The organism is Pseudomonas sp. B707, from assembly GCF_022496685.1.
In the GTDB taxonomy this organism is placed as follows: domain Bacteria; phylum Pseudomonadota; class Gammaproteobacteria; order Pseudomonadales; family Pseudomonadaceae; genus Aquipseudomonas; species Aquipseudomonas paraglycinae.
Window position 1 is genome coordinate 167,986 of the sequence record NZ_WTVE01000027.1, and the last position, 15,862, is coordinate 183,847.

The 15,862-nt window shown below is 60.3% G+C and carries 15 protein-coding genes; 8 read left to right on the top strand and 7 right to left on the bottom strand.

Annotation, left to right across the window (positions count from 1 at the left end; all coding sequences use genetic code 11):
* Positions 1 to 18 precede the first annotated feature (18 nt).
* The gene (ampC, locus tag GQX66_RS17470) at positions 19 to 1,185 is read left to right on the top strand and encodes a class C beta-lactamase (RefSeq protein WP_240870178.1); all 1,167 of its coding nucleotides are present in this window, start codon (positions 19 to 21) and stop codon (positions 1,183 to 1,185) included.
* Positions 1,186 to 1,247: 62 nt separating this feature from the next.
* Here the strand turns inward: ampC and GQX66_RS17475 are convergent, their stop codons facing one another.
* Positions 1,248 to 1,580, bottom strand: a complete 333-nt coding sequence (locus GQX66_RS17475; RefSeq protein WP_240870179.1) for a hypothetical protein — start codon at positions 1,578 to 1,580, stop codon at positions 1,248 to 1,250.
* Positions 1,581 to 2,060: 480 nt separating this feature from the next.
* Between GQX66_RS17475 and GQX66_RS17480 the strand changes: the two genes are divergently transcribed.
* Positions 2,061 to 3,209 (top strand): AAA family ATPase, encoded by a 1,149-nt coding sequence (locus GQX66_RS17480; RefSeq protein WP_085745895.1) that lies wholly within the window; start codon positions 2,061 to 2,063, stop codon positions 3,207 to 3,209.
* A 167-nt stretch (positions 3,210 to 3,376) separates the two neighbouring features.
* Here GQX66_RS17480 and GQX66_RS17485 read toward each other — a convergent pair whose 3' ends face one another.
* Positions 3,377 to 3,943 carry a DUF4174 domain-containing protein gene (locus tag GQX66_RS17485; protein WP_240870181.1) on the bottom strand — a complete coding sequence of 189 codons (567 nt, stop codon included), beginning with the start codon at positions 3,941 to 3,943 and terminating at the stop codon, positions 3,377 to 3,379.
* Between the two features lie 210 nt (positions 3,944 to 4,153).
* Between GQX66_RS17485 and GQX66_RS17490 the strand changes: the two genes are divergently transcribed.
* A complete protein-coding gene (locus GQX66_RS17490; protein WP_085745894.1) occupies positions 4,154 to 4,630 on the top strand; it encodes a GNAT family N-acetyltransferase in 477 nt (158 codons plus the stop codon).
* Here GQX66_RS17490 and GQX66_RS17495 read toward each other — a convergent pair.
* The 3 genes from GQX66_RS17495 to GQX66_RS17505 all read right to left on the bottom strand — a co-directional run bounded on the left by GQX66_RS17495 (position 4,612) and on the right by GQX66_RS17505 (position 7,548).
* A complete protein-coding gene (locus GQX66_RS17495; protein WP_011335062.1) occupies positions 4,612 to 5,397 on the bottom strand; it encodes a sulfite exporter TauE/SafE family protein in 786 nt (261 codons plus the stop codon). The two genes, GQX66_RS17490 and GQX66_RS17495, sit on opposite strands and share 19 nt — an antisense overlap.
* A 105-nt stretch (positions 5,398 to 5,502) precedes the next feature.
* Positions 5,503 to 6,717, bottom strand: coding sequence for an MFS transporter (locus GQX66_RS17500; protein ID WP_102687120.1), 1,215 nt, complete (start codon positions 6,715 to 6,717; stop codon positions 5,503 to 5,505).
* An 81-nt stretch (positions 6,718 to 6,798) separates the two neighbouring features.
* Positions 6,799 to 7,548, bottom strand: coding sequence for a hypothetical protein (locus GQX66_RS17505; protein WP_085746262.1), 750 nt, complete (start codon positions 7,546 to 7,548; stop codon positions 6,799 to 6,801).
* 247 nt (positions 7,549 to 7,795) lie between these two features.
* On the opposite strand from GQX66_RS17505, the gene GQX66_RS17510 reads away from it, so the two are divergent.
* The 3 genes from GQX66_RS17510 to GQX66_RS17520 all read left to right on the top strand — a co-directional run bounded on the left by GQX66_RS17510 (position 7,796) and on the right by GQX66_RS17520 (position 10,356).
* Complete coding sequence (locus tag GQX66_RS17510; protein WP_240870185.1) at positions 7,796 to 8,944, top strand: aldose epimerase family protein; 1,149 nt, start codon at positions 7,796 to 7,798, stop codon at positions 8,942 to 8,944.
* Between the two features lie 90 nt (positions 8,945 to 9,034).
* Entirely contained in the window at positions 9,035 to 9,856 is an 822-nt protein-coding gene (locus GQX66_RS17515; protein WP_240870186.1) for an aldo/keto reductase, read from the top strand.
* Positions 9,857 to 9,885: 29 nt separating this feature from the next.
* Complete coding sequence (locus GQX66_RS17520; RefSeq protein ID WP_240870188.1) at positions 9,886 to 10,356, top strand: DUF1810 domain-containing protein; 471 nt, start codon at positions 9,886 to 9,888, stop codon at positions 10,354 to 10,356.
* Here GQX66_RS17520 and GQX66_RS17525 read toward each other — a convergent pair.
* Complete coding sequence (locus GQX66_RS17525) at positions 10,321 to 12,681, bottom strand: DNA polymerase II (protein WP_240870190.1); 2,361 nt, start codon at positions 12,679 to 12,681, stop codon at positions 10,321 to 10,323. The genes GQX66_RS17520 and GQX66_RS17525 overlap by 36 nt on opposite strands.
* 189 nt (positions 12,682 to 12,870) lie before the next feature.
* Here GQX66_RS17525 and GQX66_RS17530 point away from each other — a divergent pair, with 189 nt between their 5' ends.
* Positions 12,871 to 13,311 carry a CBS domain-containing protein gene (locus tag GQX66_RS17530; protein ID WP_064380861.1) on the top strand — a complete coding sequence of 147 codons (441 nt, stop codon included), beginning with the start codon at positions 12,871 to 12,873 and terminating at the stop codon, positions 13,309 to 13,311.
* Here GQX66_RS17530 and GQX66_RS17535 read toward each other — a convergent pair whose 3' ends face one another.
* Positions 13,312 to 13,935: a glutathione S-transferase N-terminal domain-containing protein gene (locus GQX66_RS17535; RefSeq protein WP_102717061.1), complete on the bottom strand. Its 624-nt coding sequence runs from the start codon at positions 13,933 to 13,935 to the stop codon at positions 13,312 to 13,314.
* 1,079 nt (positions 13,936 to 15,014) lie between these two features.
* Here GQX66_RS17535 and GQX66_RS17540 point away from each other — a divergent pair.
* A complete protein-coding gene (locus GQX66_RS17540; protein ID WP_064597914.1) occupies positions 15,015 to 15,833 on the top strand; it encodes a TonB family protein in 819 nt (272 codons plus the stop codon).
* Positions 15,834 to 15,862 lie beyond the last annotated feature (29 nt).

The window sequence follows — 15,862 nt, forward strand, 5'->3', positions numbered from 1 at the left end:
ATGGAGAGTGGTTCACGCATGTCTTCGATCAACCTGAACAAACTCAAGTCCTACAGCGCTTTCGGACTTTTCTTCAGCGCCGCCACCTGCCTGGCCGCCCCGCAAACCGAGGATCAGCTGCAGGCGCTGGTCAAGGCCACCGTGACCCCGGTCATGCAACAACAGGACATTGCGGGGCTGGCCGTGGCCGTGACCGTCGACGGCAAGGCACATTACTTTAACTACGGTGTCGCTGACAAAAGCACCGGGCAAGCGGTGAATGAAAACACCCTGTTCGAAATCGGCTCGGTGAGCAAAACCTTCACCGCAACCCTCGCCGCCTACGCCCAGGCCAGCGGCAAACTGGAGTTCTCCGACAAGGCCAGCCAGCACTGGCCCGAACTGAAAGGCAGCGCCTTCGACCACATCAGCCTGCTGCAACTGGGCACCTACAGCGCCGGCGGCCTGCCGCTGCAATTCCCGAACGCCGCGGATTCCGCCGACAAAGTGCTCGGCTATTACCAACAGTGGAAACCGACCTTTCCGGCCGGCAGCCATCGCCTGTATTCCAACCCAAGCATCGGTCTGTTCGGTTACCTGGCCGCAAAAAGCCTCGGTCAGCCATTCAATCAGGTCATGACCGAAACCCTGCTGCCGAAACTCGGGCTCAAGCACACCTTCCTGTCGGTGCCGGCCTCTGAAGAGAAGCTCTACGCCCAGGGCTACGACAAGAACAACAAACCGGTTCGCGTCAGCCCGGGCGCCCTCGACTCGGAAGCCTACGGCGTGAAAACCAGCGCCGCCGACCTGCTGCAATACGTCGAGGCCAACCTCGACACCGCCAAACTCGAAACCCCGCTGCAGAAAGCCATCGCCCTCACCCACACCGGCTACTACACCGTCGGCGACATGACCCAGGGCCTGGGCTGGGAACGCTACACCTACCCGATCAGCCTCGACCGCCTGCTGGACGGCAACTCGACGCCGATGGCCATGGAATCGCACAAGGTCAAATGGCTGAATCCGCCACAGCCTGAACCGGCGAACGTACTGCTGAACAAGACTGGCTCCACCGCTGGCTACGGCGCGTATGTCGCGTTCGTGCCGTCGAAGAAAGTCGGTATCGTGATTCTGGCGAACCGCAATTACCCGAATGGAGAGCGGGTGAAGATTGCGCACAAGATTCTGGGTGAATTGACCCGGTAATCACGCCATAAAAAACGGGCGACCTGAGAAGGTCGCCCGTTTTTGTTTGGGGGTTTGAAAAACTACGCCTGTAGCTTCCAGCCCAGTACATCCATCAGATCGCAACTGTCGCGCAGCGGGATCGCAAGCACCCGGGCGAAGTCCTGCAGCAGCAAAGCGTCGTGGCCGGTGCCGTCGCTCAATGAAAGTGTTTCCAGCAGTTGAGTCACGCAGCGCAAGCGGTAGGCGGCGGTGCCGTGGAGTACGTCTAACGGGGCTTCTCGGTCGATCAGGAGACAGGGAATCGGGCAGTCGATGCCGGTGATGGGGATGTAGCGGGGTTTGGGGTTGGAGATGTGTTCGGGGGAATCTGAATTCGTGGGAGTTTCCGGCCTGTTTGGATCTGTTTTTTTCATGTGTGAATACCTCTGACATTAAGAGAGAAACTGCCGAACTCCCTTCCACGAGAGGGTGGCAGCTTTGCGCAGGTGTGGAAGTCCGGGGTCAGAGAAACCCGGTGCACTTGAAAGTGCTCCTGCGCATAGCTGCCATAAACAACGATGGTGGCATAAAAAATACCAACATGTGGTCACAGGCGCACATACGCTTCCCTGTCATCCCCGGACTTCCACATCCGACCGCTGATTTTGCAGCGGCCCAATGAGATTATCGGCGTACGACTCAAGCCACCAGTTCACCAACGCCGCTGCGGTTTGAAGGAAACTTCCGACGGATTTGAAGGGTGTTGCCGCGTAAATTTCCGGGCACATTCAGCAATGATTTTCAAAGGTGACCGGCTGAAAGAGATGCATCTAAACTGCACCGCATTGCCGGGTTATCGCGGATGAAATGACGTTCGCCAAGCACCTGACCGACTGAAACACAGAGGGGAATGAATGAAGATCGACAGCCTCAAACTCACGAATGTAGGTCGGTTCAATGACATCACCGTTCATTTGGCTCCTGTCGACGGATCCCATTCCAACGTTACCGTGTTCGTGGGAATCAACGGCGCCGGTAAAACCACCCTGCTGAAAGCGCTCATCACCTGCCTGAGCTGGTTGATAGCAAGAATTCGCACCCATAAAGGCAATGGCAGCCATATTGCAGAAGACGATATTCGCAACGGGACCCCGGCTGCCATCGTTTCGATCGCGGTAGCAGAACCTGCACATCCGCGAGTCAATCCCGAGTCTGATCCCGATGAAGAAGACGATGTATTTGTATGGGGTATGTTACACAGCAAGCAGGAAGGGAAAACGGCTCTGAGCAGCTCCCTGGAAGACGTAAATCTGCTCGCCGATCACTACCGCGCCCTGCTGACAGCCGATGACAACGCCTCACTCCCCCTGATCGCCTACTATCCGGTGGAGCGATCGGTTCTCGAAATCCCGCTGAAAATCAAAAGCGGACAAACCTTCGATCAACTGGCGGGCTACGACGACTCACAGAAACACAGCACCGACTTTCGTGGCTTCTTTGAATGGTTTCGAGAGCGCGAAGACAGCGAAAACGAGTCCGGTATTTCCGATTCCGCATTGAACGAAATAGCTCAAAAGTTTGGTCCTGAAAGCGAAGCCTGGAAGACGTTATCCGAGCTCAAAGCTTCGTCCCGTGACTCCCAACTGACGGCCGTCCGCTGCGCCATCACGGCCTTCATGCCGGGCTTCACCAACCTGCGAATACAGCGACAACCTCGCCTGCACATGGCGATCGACAAGGACCGCGTCACTTTCAGTGTCGCCCAATTGTCGCAAGGCGAAAAATCGATGCTGGCGCTGATCGGTGACATCGCCCGCCGACTGGCCATGATGAACCCGTCACTGGACAATCCGCTCCACGGCGAAGGCATCGTCCTCATCGATGAGGTGGACCTTCATCTGCATCCGGAATGGCAGCTCAACTTTATCCAGCAATTGAGCAAAACATTTCCGAACTGCCAATTCGTGCTGACGACCCAGTCTCCCTTGATCGTTAGCGAAGCAAAAGATGCTCTGGTTTACGTGCTGAATGACGACGAGCTCTACGAGCGCAATAGCCTTTGAAAACTCGATGCCAGTCAGATGCGGATCAAAACCATAGGAACCTGCATCGCAGAACAGTGTTGGATTGTCCTCCATGACCGCCTGCGGTCATCTTCAGATCAAAACACCGAGGGCAAAAAAAATGGCGAACGCTTGATAACGTTCGCCATTTTTATTCAAAGCCTGCCTCAATCATCCGGCATTTCCGGCGGCTTGGCCGGTTTGGTCGGCTTCGCCGGTTTTGTCCCTTTCGCGCCCTTGGCCGGGGCCGGTTCTGCAGCGGCCGGGGCGGTGACCACGGTGGAAGTAGTTTCTTTCTCGGCAGCTGGCAGCGCATCAATGGTGTCGAAAATCTTCTTCAGGTCGACCGCCGCCGCTTCATCCCCCGAAGCCGTCAGTTTGGTCTCTCCATCCTTGCCCACCAGAAAGACCTTCGGATACGCCCCGGCGCCCAGCTTCAGCGAGCGCAGCAGCGCCATGGTTTGCTGCTGCTCCAGGTTTTTGCCATCGACCTGACCGCTCATGCTCAGGATGGTGTAAACCTTGATCTTGCGGTCGGCGATGCCTTGTTTGTTGGCCGGGTCGTCCAGCGCTTTTTTCAGGCTGACCCAATAAGAATCGACCGTACTGGAAGCGATCACGATCACCGGGCGGTTGATGCCCTTGTCGACGTCCAGAGGGGAATCGCCGTCGGCGGCGAACAGGGGGCCGGCAATCGCCAGCAAGAGTGTCAGGGTCAGTGACCTGATGAGCATGCGCATCTCCTTTTGATATCCACGCTCTAATGATTGCGCATCGCGGCGATTGTTCCGGGGGCTGCCCGGCAAAAGTGTTTCGCCTTGCCCAAAGCTTAGGTCAGCACCGATTTTGCGCAACCGGTCGGGCGCGATCATGTCGCGCATTTGATTACCTTTTATGACCGCATTAGGGTGGCTGTTCAACCTGTGAAATGGAGTTCAACGCGCATGCACATCGACTACCTCTGCCATCACCCGCAACTGATCGAGGAACTGGCTGAACTCAACTTCAAGGAATGGGGCCAATACAAACCCGAAGACACCCTCGCCAGCCGCACCGAACGTATGCGCGCCGCCTGCGGCAAAGGTGCGATTCCCAGCGTGGTGGTGGCGATCGAAGACGGAAAACTGCTCGGCGGTGCGCTGCTGATCGACCGCGACATGGACACCCGTCCGCAACTGACGCCGTGGCTGGCCGGGGTCTACGTGAAGGCCGAACAGCGTGGTCGCGGCATCGCCTCGCAACTGGTCAACCGCATCGTCGAGGAAGCTGCCGCACTGGGCGTGCCGCAGTTGTACCTGTACACCGATGCCGCGCAGTCGCTGTATGCGCGGCTGGGTTGGGAGGTGCTGGAAGAAACGGAGTACGACGGATTGCCGGTGACGGTGATGAAGCGCGCGCTCGATCAGAACGCCAGCTTGTAACCGATCAACACCAGCATCGTCGCGAGGCACGGGCGCAGCAGTTCATCGGAGACGCGGCCGGTCAGGTGGCTGCCGAGCCAGATGCCCGGCAGCGAGCCGACCAGCAGAAAGCCCAGCACGCCCCAGTCCATGTTGCCCATGCTCGCGTGGCCGAGGCCGGCGACCAGGGTCAGCGGTACGGCGTGGGCGATTTCGGTGCCGACCAGACGACGGGTCGGCAGCAGCGGATAGAGGATGAACAGCGCGACGGTGCCGAGAGCGCCGGCGCCGATGGACGTCAGGGCGACCATGGTGCCGAGGATCAGACCGGTGATCACGGTCATGACATTCAGGCGCGCGCCGCTCGGGTTGTAGTTGCCGCCGGCACGTTTGTGGGCGAATTCCAGCAGGCGCTTCTTGAACAGAATCGCCAGCGCCGTGGCGAACAGCACGAAGCCCAGGGCCTGCTTGATGATGGCGTTCATCGCGTCCGGTGCGGTGTGCAGGGTGCTGAGGAACCACAAGGTCATCGCCACCGCCGGGACACTGCCCAGGGTCAGCCAGCCGGTGATGGCCCAGTCGATGTTCTTGTTCTTCCTGTGGACCAGCACGCCGCTGGATTTGGTGATGGCTGCGTACAGCAGATCCGTGCCCACCGCCGTGGCCGGATTGATACCGAACCACAGCAGGATCGGCGTCATCAACGAACCGCCGCCGACACCGGTCATACCGACGATGAACCCCACGACCAGCCCGGCAATCACCAGGCCGAAATTTGCCAATTCCATTAAGACGTCCAGACAAACCACAGGAAAAATCCGGCCCGCAGGATAACCAGTTTTCTTATAACGCCCTATATCGATAGGATCTATCGTTATGCCATTTCTTCAGCATCAGTGCTGTCGTCGGCCCGGTTTGAAACTGTGAGTGCTGTTCAGCCAGACCGTGGCCAGTGCGATCAGCGACAGGATCAGCAACGCCCACGGAAACGACATCGCCCCTGCCCGGTCCAGCAGCAAACCACCGAACAATCCGCCGCCGGCAATCGCCACGTTCCACGAAGTGGTGAGCATCGCTTGCACCACATCCACATGTTCTCCGGCGGAGTCCGCTGCGGCAGTCAGCAGCAACGTCGCCGAGCCACCGAACGACAGGCCCCACACCGCCATGCACGCATAAATCAGCCAAGGCGACGGCGCGACCAGTGCCAGCACCAGTGCGGTCACGGCAAACACCGCGAGGCTGATCAGCGCCAGCCCGCGCAGCCAGCGATCCACCAGCAGGCCGATAATCCAGATCCCCAGCAGCGAGCACAGACCGAAGACCAGCAGTACCAGATCGACCCGCTCGCCGAGACCGGCTTGCGTCAGGAACGGCGCGATATAGGTGTAAAGAATGTTGTGCCCAAGCATCCAGGTCAGCACCACAAACAGCACCGGACGCACGCCGGGCAAGCGCAGCGACTGCATCAACGGCAAACGCTCGGCGCGGGCCTGACCCGGACGATCCGGAACGGCGATGACAATCCACGCTGCCAGTACCAGCGCCAGTGCCGACATGATCCCGAACGAGGCGCGCCAGCCGATCACATTGCCCAGCCAGGTGCCCGCCGGCGTCCCCAGCGACAAGGCCACTGGCGTGCCAAGCATGGCAATCGCCAGCGCCCGACCCTGCTGATGCACCGGCACGATCCCCCGCGCGTAACCGGCCATGATCCCCCACGAAAGCCCCGCCGCCATCCCGGCCAGAAACCGCGAGGCCAGGGTCAAACCGTAATGGCTGGAAAACGTGGTGATGGTGTTGAACAGCAGAAACCCGCCGACCGTCATCAGCAGCACCCGTTTGCGCCCCCAGCCACGGGTGGCGACCGTCAGCGGAATCGCCGCGACAATCGAGCCCAGCGCATACAGCGTCACCAGTTGCCCGGCCAGCACTTCACTGACGTTCAGGCCGGCACCGATCTGCGGCAACAAACCGGCCGGCAGGGTTTCGGTGAGGATGGCGATGAAGCCGGTCATGGCAAACGCCAGCAACGCGGCGTAAGGCATTTTGTCGGTGCGGGTGGCACGTTCCAGGCTCGTGTAATCGGCGCTTGCGGGGTCGGTCATGACAGGTGCAGCTCCCTTTGAGTCAAATCGGACGACGGATTGTATACAAACACGATCGTCCGCCACTCTAACCGACTTGGCTCACTGCACTGGCAAAAAATTCAAAAACAGCAGGCTCTGGGCGTAATTCAGGCCAATGCGCCGGTAGCGCTCGTCGAGCATCTGGGTCAGCAGATCCAGACGCGCCACGACTTTACCGAACTCCGTGGCGAAACTCAGGTTGCTGCCCTCCTCGGAAATTTCGTTGGAAAACAGCAGCGGCTGGCCTTCCTTGTTCTGCCGCTGGGCGAGGATCCACGTGGCTTTCTCGATGTTGCGCGCGGCGTTGTTGACGAAGGTCGGGTTGATCGCATCGGTCATGTAAAACTCGGTGCGATTGCCGTGAGCGGTGACCAGCATGCTGCCGATCGCATAGATGAATGCGCCGACCCGGTCGCCGAGGAACTCCGGGCTCATGGCATAGCTCAGCGCCGCCAGGTCTTTTTTGCCGCCGAGGGTCGGCAAAGGCTGTTGCTGCTCGATGGCCAGCCGCACTTGTTTGACCGCGGTCTTGACGTCGAGGAACCCGGATTTGCGCAGCTCGTCCGGGTTGCGCAGGTACAACTTGCCCATCAAGCGATAGAGGCTGTCGAGGTTGTCGCGCATCGCCAGTGTGGCCATGCGATCGACGCTGGTCTGGAGAAATTCCTGAGGCCTGCCCTCGCGCATCTGGGTGATGAAATTGTTGCCGTCCTGATGGCTGCAACCGCCGAGCAACAGCGTCGACAGGCAGGCCAGCAGCAGGCACGGGCGATAAATGAATGCAGCGATGGGGTGCAAAACTCTCGGCATGAATTCTTTGACGGACACGTTCCTGTGCGGCGGAAGTCACCGCACCCTGGCCATGGATAGAGCCGGGGATTTCGCAAAAGTGCAGTGCCGGCGTGGATTCCCGACCTTCGGCGCTAACTGCTTAGGGCATTAAGTCCGACTTTATTTTTGCATTAATCGTTTAATCCGCTATAAATTCCCATTCACCCATTAATTAGCATGACTATTTAAAGATTTTCAAAACAACAACAAAAAGGAAGGTCAACCCATGCTTCAATCCCGACACTCACTCTGCGGCCTCGGACTGTCCCTGATGATCGCCACCCTCACCGCCCAGGCCGCCGGTCTGTCCAGCGAACACAAAGCCTTCGGCAAAACCAATGACGGCACGCCGGTCGAACAATACATCCTGCGCAACAGCCACGGCATGCAAGCCACCGTCATCACCTACGGCGCGACCTTGCAGGCGCTGGAGGTGCCGGACAAACACGGCAAGCTCGACGACATCGTCCTCGGTTTCGACGATGTGCAGGGTTACCAGAAAGGCACCGCGTACTTCGGCGCGACCATCGGCCGCTTCGGCAATCGCCTGGCCGACGGCGCCTTCGAACTCGACGGCAAGCGCTATCAAGTGCCGCAGAACGACAAGACCAACGCCTTGCATGGCGGCACTCAGGGCTTCGACAAAAAGGTCTGGAAGGCGAAGGAAACCAAGGACAAGGATTCGGTCGGCGTGACCCTGACCTATCTGTCGGCGGATGGTGAAATGGGTTTCCCCGGCAACCTCACCACCGAAGTGACCTACCGCCTCACCGACTCTAACGAGCTGCGCATCGACTACAAGGCCAGCACCGACAAACCGACGGTGCTCAACCTGACCAACCACAGCTACTTCAACCTCGCCGGCGCCGGCAACGGCGACATCCTCAAGCAAGTCGCCACCCTGCACGCCAGCCATTACACACCGGTCACCGCCAAGCTGATCCCGACCGGCGAACTGGCCCCCGTGGCCGGCACGCCGATGGACTTCACCAAACCCACCGCCATCGGCCAGCACATCAAGGCCGACCATCCGCAGTTGAAATTCGCCGAAGAAAAACAGGGCGGTTTCGATTTCAACTGGGCGCTGGACACCAAGGGTGACGTCAATAAACTCGCCGCCGAAGTCAGCGACCCACAATCCGGTCGCCACTTGCAGCTGTTCACCAGCGAACCGGGCGTGCAGTTCTACACCAGCAACTTCCTCGACGGCACGGTCAAGGGCAAAGGTGGCAAGGTCTATCCGCACTGGGGCGCGTTCACCCTGGAGACTCAGCACTATCCGGATTCGCCGAACCAGCCGAACTTCCCGAGTACCCGCCTCGATCCCGGCCAGACCTACACCCAGAGCGTGGTGTTGAAGTTCTCCGCCAAGTAAGCACCTAGCCTCCTTTCTGGAACCGGACGGAACCCGTGGGCTATCCTGCTGCCCACCCAAGGTATCGACCGTTTCAGAAAGGAGGTTTGAATGCGTACCCTCGAATTGGCTGGCGTGCAGGTTCCGGTGATTGGCCAGGGCACCTGGCGCATGGGCGAAGACCGCTCGGCGCACAAGCGTGAAGTCGCGGCCCTGCGCAGCGGCATCGAGCTGGGCATGACCCTGATCGACACCGCCGAAATGTACGCCGAGGGCGGTGCCGAAAGCGTGGTCGGCGAAGCCATCGCCGGCCTGCGCGATCAAGTGTTTCTGGTGAGCAAGGTCTACCCGCACAACGCCAGCCGCAAAGGCATTCCCCAGGCTTGCGAGCGCAGTCTGCGCCGGCTCGACACCGATTACATCGACCTCTATTTGCTGCATTGGCGCGGCCAGTATCCGCTGGAAGAAACCGTCGAAGCCTTCGAGCGTCTGCGCGAGGACGGCAAGATCGGTCGCTGGGGCGTGTCGAACTTCGATGTCGATGATCTTGAGGAACTGTCGAGTTCGGTCTGCGCGACCAATCAGGTGCTGTACAACCTGGAAGAACGCGGCATCGAATTCGACCTGCTGCCGTGGTGCCAGCAACAGCGCATGCCGCTAATGGCGTACTGCCCGATCGGCCAGGGCGGCGCCATGCTTGCCGAGCCGGTGCTGAAACAGATTGCCGCTCGTCACGGCGTGACCCCGGCACAGGTTTCGCTGGCGTGGATTCTGCGTCAGGATGGGGTGATTGCGATTCCCAAGGCCGTGCGCCCGGAACACGTGCAGCTCAATGCACAAGCCGCGCAGCTGCAACTCGAGGCCGGGGATCTGGCGGCGTTGGACCAGGTGTTTCAGGCGCCAAAACGCAAGCAGCGGCTGGCCATGGTCTGAGCCACCGCCGACTGACAGAGGGCTTCGCCATGAGAAGCACTGATCAGGAAGACCCGTTCGATCTGCAACGCTTCGTGCTCGCCCAAGACCCGGTGTTCGAACGGGTCCAGCGCGAGCTCGGCGAGGGCCGCAAGCGCAGCCACTGGATGTGGTTTGTGTTCCCCCAGTTCGCCGGGCTCGGGGGCAGCGAGATGTCGCGGCGGTTCGCCATCGGCTCGGCCGGTGAGGCCAAGGCCTATCTGGCCCATGAGCTGCTCGGCGCCCGGCTGCGCACGTGTGCGCAGCTTGTACTGAATGTGCGGCAGCGTTCGATTGCCGAGATCTTCGGCCATCCGGACGACCTGAAATTCCACTCATCGATGACCCTGTTCGCCCAGTTCGCCGACGACGACAGCCTCTGGCATCAGGCGCTGGAGCGTTACTTCCACGGCATTCAGGACGAATGGACCCTGCAACTGCTGGACTCAAAACAGGCCCAGCTGCCCCCCGATCAGGGTTGAGAAATCGTCGTCGACAAACGGCAGGATCGCATCCGCCACCGGTTGCAGCTGGCGGGTGATGTAGTGGTCGTAGTCGATGGCCGCGCGGCGCACTTCCAGCGGTTCGGGCCCGGCCAGGGTGATGACGTAGCTGATCCAGCCGCCGTTCTGATACTGGCGCGGGCGACCGTGCTGCGCGTTGTAATCGTCTGCCAGCCGTGCGGCGCGCACGTGGGGCGGCACGTTGCGTTCGTAGTCGTCGAGGGTGCGGCGCAGGCGCTTGCGGTAAACCAGTCGTTCGTCGAACTCACCGGCCAACGTCTTGCGCACGTACTCGCGCACGTATTCCTGATACGGCTTGCGCTGGAAGATCCGCTCGTACAGTTCCTGCTGGAATTGCCGGGCCAGCAGCGACCAGTCAGTGCGCACGGTTTCCAGGCCTTTGTAGACCATTTCTTCGCTGCCGTCGGCGCGGGTCACCAGACCGGCGTAGCGCTTTTTGCTGCCCTCTTCCGCGCCACGGATGGTCGGCATCAGGAAGCGCTTGTAGTGGGTTTCGAACTGCAATTCGAGGGCGCTTTCCAGTCCGTATTGCTCACGCACATGCTCGCGCCACCAGTCGTTGACGTGCGCAACCAGCGCCCGGCCAATGGTCGCCGCTTCTTCCTGACCGTGGGGGCGACGCAGCCAGACAAATGTCGAGTCGGTGTCGCCATAAATCACCGCATGCCCCTGAGCCTCGATCAGTTGCCGAGTGCGCAACATGATTTCGTGGCCGCGCAGGGTGATCGATGAAGCCAGCCGCGTATCGAAAAACCGGCAACCGCTGGAACCGAGCACACCGTAGAAGGCGTTCATGATGATCTTCAGCGCCTGGGACAACGGCGCGTTGTGTTCGCGCTTGGCGGTCTCGCGACCCTCGGCGACCCGGGCGACGATGGACGGCAGGCAATGCCGGGTGCGAGAGAAACGAGCGCCGCGAAAACCTGCCACCGAGTCGCTGTCGTCAGGATGCTGCAAGCCTTCGATCAAGCCCACCGGGTCGATCAGAAAGGTACGGATGATCGACGGATAAAGGCTCTTGTAGTCGAGCACCAGCACCGATTCGTACAGCCCCGGTTGCGAGTCCATGACAAACCCGCCGGGACTGGCCTGCGGTGGATTGGTGCCGAGGTTCGGCGCCACAAAACCCTGGCGGTGCATCAGCGGCATGTACAAATGCGTGAACGCCGCCACCGAGCCGCCGCTGCGATCCGCCGGCAGGCCGGTGACGCTGGCGCGCTCGAGCAAAAATTTCAGCAGTTCGGTCTTGGCGAAGATCCGCGTGACCAGCTCGCAGTCCTTGAGGTTGTACTTGGCGAGCGCCGGTTTGTCCTCGGCGAACATGCGGTTGATCTCGTCCATGCGCTGGTACGGATTGTCGATGGATTTGCCTTCGCCAAGCAAAGTCTGGGCGACGTTTTCCAGGCTGAACGAGGGAAAGCTCCAGGTCGCCGAACGCAGGGATTCGATGCCGTCGATGATCAACCGTCCCGCCGCTGCAGCGAAGTAGTGATTGCGGCTGCCGTGTTCGCGCCACTGCATTTCCTCGCCGCCACGCCCGAGCTTGAGCGGCACGCCGAGACGCCGGGCGTGTTCGTGAAGGATGCGCAGGTCGAACTGCACGAGGTTCCAGCCGATGATCGCGTCGGGGTCGTGGCGGGCGAACCAGTCGTTGAGCTTCTTGAGGATCAGGGTGCGCGATTCGCAGTACTCGAGGTCGAAGTCGACGATGCTGTGATCGCCGTTCGGTGCGCCGAGCATGTACACCTGGCGCTCGCCGCAGCCCTCCAGCGCGATGGAATACAACTCGCCCTGCTCGGTGGTTTCGATATCCAGCGAGACCAGCCGCAGTTGCGGGCGATAGTCAGGTGAAGGTTTGAGGTGGGCGTCGAGCAACACGCCGTCGGCATCGGGCGTGCCGCTGAACCAGACGGGCGCGGTGATGAAACGCTCCATCAGGTAGCGCTCGGGGGGTCGCACGTCGGCTTCGAAGACATCGACACTGTGCCGGTTGAGCGCGGTTTCGAGACGCATCAACTGACCGTGCTGCTGGCAATACAGCCCGAGCACCGGGCGATGCTCGAAATCCTGCAAAGCCAGGGGACGCAGTTCGACGTTCTTTTCGTCCGCCAGCACCCGCTCGGCCTGCTCGTGCTGCGCCGCCGGGATGAACGCCACCGACGGCTGATGCGGCAGGCGCACACGGCGCGGCCCGGCGTCGGTCGCCAGCCAGAACTCGACTTCGGTGCCGGCCGGGGTGTCGCGCCAATGCCGGGTCAGGACGAAGCCCTGCTGTAAATCCACCACTGCAACCTCAGGAATTGATTCAGACGGGCATTCTACGCGGCATTGCCGCCACCCGTGACAAAGGCCTCGCCATGAAAAACCCGGTCAAATGACGTTTTTTGCGTGTTATCTGCCGTTTTGCGGCCTTGCCCTGCGCGCCTGCGTCTACGATGCTTGGAGAACAACGACAACACCTGAGTAACCGCCATGAAAACCGTCGCCCAGCTGCTCAAGCTCAAAGATCCGAAAAATCAGGAAGTGCACCAGATCAAACCCGATCACATGGTGCTCGAAGCGCTGATGAAAATGGCCGAGAAAAACGTCGGCGCCTTGCTCGTGGTGGAAGACGACAAAGTGGTGGGCATCATCAGCGAGCGCGATTACGCGCGCAAACTGGTGCTGCACGGGCGCTCCTCGGTGGGCACGCCGGTGCGCGACATCATGGTGGCGAACGTGATCACGGTGGACACCCACCAGACCGTCGACACTTGCCTGGGCATCATGTCCGACAAACGCCTGCGTCACTTGCCGGTGGTGGAGAACGGCAAACTGATCGGCCTGCTGTCGATCGGCGACCTGGTCAAGGAAGCGATTGCCGAACAGGCCGAGCTGATCAAACAGCTGGAGCAGTACATTCGCGGGGAGTGATCAGCCGGGCCAATGCCGCGCAAAGACCGGCGCCAGCACCGGGTGCCGGTCGATGCGTTGCAGCCACGCATGGAAACCGGGTCGGGCCTGGCGCAGGTGTTCGCGGGCACCGGCCCAGCGCGTGACCACCGCCGCCAGCACATCCAGTGCGCCCGGTGTTTCATCGTCCAGGTACAGCTCGGCCGAGAACTGATCGGCAAACACCTCCCAGCTCCAGTGCAGTCGTTCCCGCGCCCCCGCCATCAAATTCTGCCGCGAGGCCTCGTCCGGCATCACCAGCCAGCGTTCCGGGTAATCAATAATCCCGATGGCCGCATAGCAATTGCTGACGATGTACACCAGGCCCCGAATCGCCTGATCGCGGTCAGCGCCGTTGGCCGGCAGCAGGCCGGATTGCGCAAAGCTTTGCCCCAGATGAATCAGGATCGCCGCACTTTCGGTGATGACACTGCCGTTCGGCAGTTGCAGGGTCGGGATCTGTTTGAGCGGATTGAGCCGCGCCAGCTCCTGCGCCGCTTCCGCGCTGGCCTCGATATCGATGAAGCGGTAAGCCACCTGACACAGCTCGAGCGCCGCCTCGATGGCCGCCGCCCCTGAATTGCGATGTCCGTAGAGCTGATACATATCCCCTCCTCCACTGCGAAAGGCATCCTGCCTGGCCCTATTTATAGCTGTTGTATCGAATTTGGCACGGATTGCGCATTCATCGGCAGCTTGCGAATCCCTGATCTCGCAAAACAGCGCTGGCGGTGCCCATCCCGCACCAAGAGCAATCAGCGAACGCTATCCGCGTTCTTGTAAGGTGCGATACCGAACCAAAAGTTCGCGTATCCGAGCTGGCAACAAGGAGTTCACCGCGTGAATCTTCATCTGCTGCGCCACACTCTTCTCTCCGTGCCCCTGTACCTGCGCCGTGTTCGTCCTGCGAACTGTCCGTGCATTCCTTTTATTACCTGAACGCCTGCACTATTTATTTTTTAAATAGCACGCAGAAAGTCATTGCGTGCGCGCTGCATTAATGAATGCAACAACACATTGTTCGACAATAACTTCGAGACAGCACACTGCTACAACTTTCGCTGTTCGGCGTTAATCTCCGAAGCGCACCAAAACTGCACTATCAATCATTACTCCGAACGCGATTTTATTTAGACAAGAACAAGGAACAGCGCCTGTGACCCGCTAAAACACTGACCCGCACCAAATCAGTCCACCACGCACCATCACGCGTCCTGGCTGACACGAGAACAGCCGCTCTATCTCGCTGAACAGCGCGATACCGCGCCCGGTCTGTCTCGCCCTTGAAAAAGCCCTGCAAACAGGGCCGTCGGGAGGTTATGCGCTCATGAAAACCGGCGTGCCTGATGAAACTTATATAAATGCGACATACGTATCATCCGTGAAATAACCGCTACACATTTGCTTACTTTTTGGCACAGCGGTTGCTATTGCATCAACCATGAGGGCAAGAACGATGTTCGCCACTCAATTGCACACTCACTTATAAAAGAACAGCCACGGACCGGATCAATGAACCATCGAAGTCGACGTTACTGAAGCAATAAGCTGCACAAGCCCTATTCAATAGATAGTTCAACTATCGGCTTCTGCACACCTGTATGAAAGTTGCGACCACTCACTCGAACAACGCCCTGTTGTTCGAACGGCACCTTATTGCCCTTCATCCACCCGAGGGAGCTTTAATGAACGATGCGGTAAAGCACAGAAGTCCGCCGGGGCCCTTGCGGGAAGCGCCGCTCCCGTCGGTTGCGGGCCGGCCCGTGTTTAAGGCCAACACTTCTCAGCCCGGCGGCCTGAACAAACAGCAGATGCTGTTGCTGGTGGCGGTGTCGGCCTTGATACACGGCGGCGCCTGGTGGTTTTTCCAGCAGGCGCGGGCCGAGCCGCTGCCCACGCCACCGGAAATTCCGGAAATGACCGTCGAGCTCACCAGCCCGACACCTCCGGCCCCGCCGACACCGGAGCCGCCGCCTCCCCCGCCGCCCCCTCCCGAACCGGAACAACCGGTGGAAGACGAGGACGCGGTCAAGCCGCCGCCCAAACCGGTGGAGAAACCCAAGCCGATCGAAAAACCGAAACCGGTCGAGAAACCCAAACCGGTGAAAAAGGCCGAGCCGCCGAAAGCGCCGCCCGCCCCTGCGCAACCGGCAGCGCCTGCCGCTCCGGCCACCCCGAGTGCGCCTCCTGCACCTGCGGCGGCACCGGGCCCGGTGAAAGAGTCGGCGGCGATTTCCGGCCTCGCCAGCCTCGGCAACCCGCCGCCGGAATACCCGTCGCTGGCCCTGCGGCGCAACTGGGAAGGCAGCGTGGTGCTGCGGATTCAGGTGCTGGCCAACGGTCGCGCCGGTTCGGTGACGGTGACCAAATCCAGCGGCAAGCCGCAACTGGATGACGCGGCGGTCGCGGCGGTGAAGGCCTGGAAGTTCATACCGGCCAAGCGCGGCGACACACCGATCGACGGCTTCGCCACCCAGACCATCGATTTCAAATTGCCGCAATGACGGCGCGACAACCGAACTCACAACCGATT

What these genes read in the sequence shown, in the direction of transcription:
- GQX66_RS17490 (WP_085745894.1), top strand. Translation starts at nt 4,154, where the DNA reads ATGCACATCGACTACCTCTGCCATCACCCGCAACTGATCGAGGAACTG.
- GQX66_RS17515 (WP_240870186.1), top strand. Translation starts at nt 9,035, where the DNA reads ATGCGTACCCTCGAATTGGCTGGCGTGCAGGTTCCGGTGATTGGCCAG.
- GQX66_RS17510 (WP_240870185.1), top strand. Translation starts at nt 7,796, where the DNA reads ATGCTTCAATCCCGACACTCACTCTGCGGCCTCGGACTGTCCCTGATG.
- GQX66_RS17475 (WP_240870179.1), bottom strand. Translation starts at nt 1,580, where the DNA reads ATGAAAAAAACAGATCCAAACAGGCCGGAAACTCCCACGAATTCAGAT.
- GQX66_RS17480 (WP_085745895.1), top strand. Translation starts at nt 2,061, where the DNA reads ATGAAGATCGACAGCCTCAAACTCACGAATGTAGGTCGGTTCAATGAC.
- GQX66_RS17520 (WP_240870188.1), top strand. Translation starts at nt 9,886, where the DNA reads ATGAGAAGCACTGATCAGGAAGACCCGTTCGATCTGCAACGCTTCGTG.
- GQX66_RS17500 (WP_102687120.1), bottom strand. Translation starts at nt 6,717, where the DNA reads ATGACCGACCCCGCAAGCGCCGATTACACGAGCCTGGAACGTGCCACC.
- GQX66_RS17495 (WP_011335062.1), bottom strand. Translation starts at nt 5,397, where the DNA reads ATGGAATTGGCAAATTTCGGCCTGGTGATTGCCGGGCTGGTCGTGGGG.
- ampC (WP_240870178.1), top strand. Translation starts at nt 19, where the DNA reads ATGTCTTCGATCAACCTGAACAAACTCAAGTCCTACAGCGCTTTCGGA.
- GQX66_RS17530 (WP_064380861.1), top strand. Translation starts at nt 12,871, where the DNA reads ATGAAAACCGTCGCCCAGCTGCTCAAGCTCAAAGATCCGAAAAATCAG.
- GQX66_RS17505 (WP_085746262.1), bottom strand. Translation starts at nt 7,548, where the DNA reads ATGCCGAGAGTTTTGCACCCCATCGCTGCATTCATTTATCGCCCGTGC.
- GQX66_RS17485 (WP_240870181.1), bottom strand. Translation starts at nt 3,943, where the DNA reads ATGCTCATCAGGTCACTGACCCTGACACTCTTGCTGGCGATTGCCGGC.
- GQX66_RS17535 (WP_102717061.1), bottom strand. Translation starts at nt 13,935, where the DNA reads ATGTATCAGCTCTACGGACATCGCAATTCAGGGGCGGCGGCCATCGAG.
- GQX66_RS17540 (WP_064597914.1), top strand. Translation starts at nt 15,015, where the DNA reads ATGAACGATGCGGTAAAGCACAGAAGTCCGCCGGGGCCCTTGCGGGAA.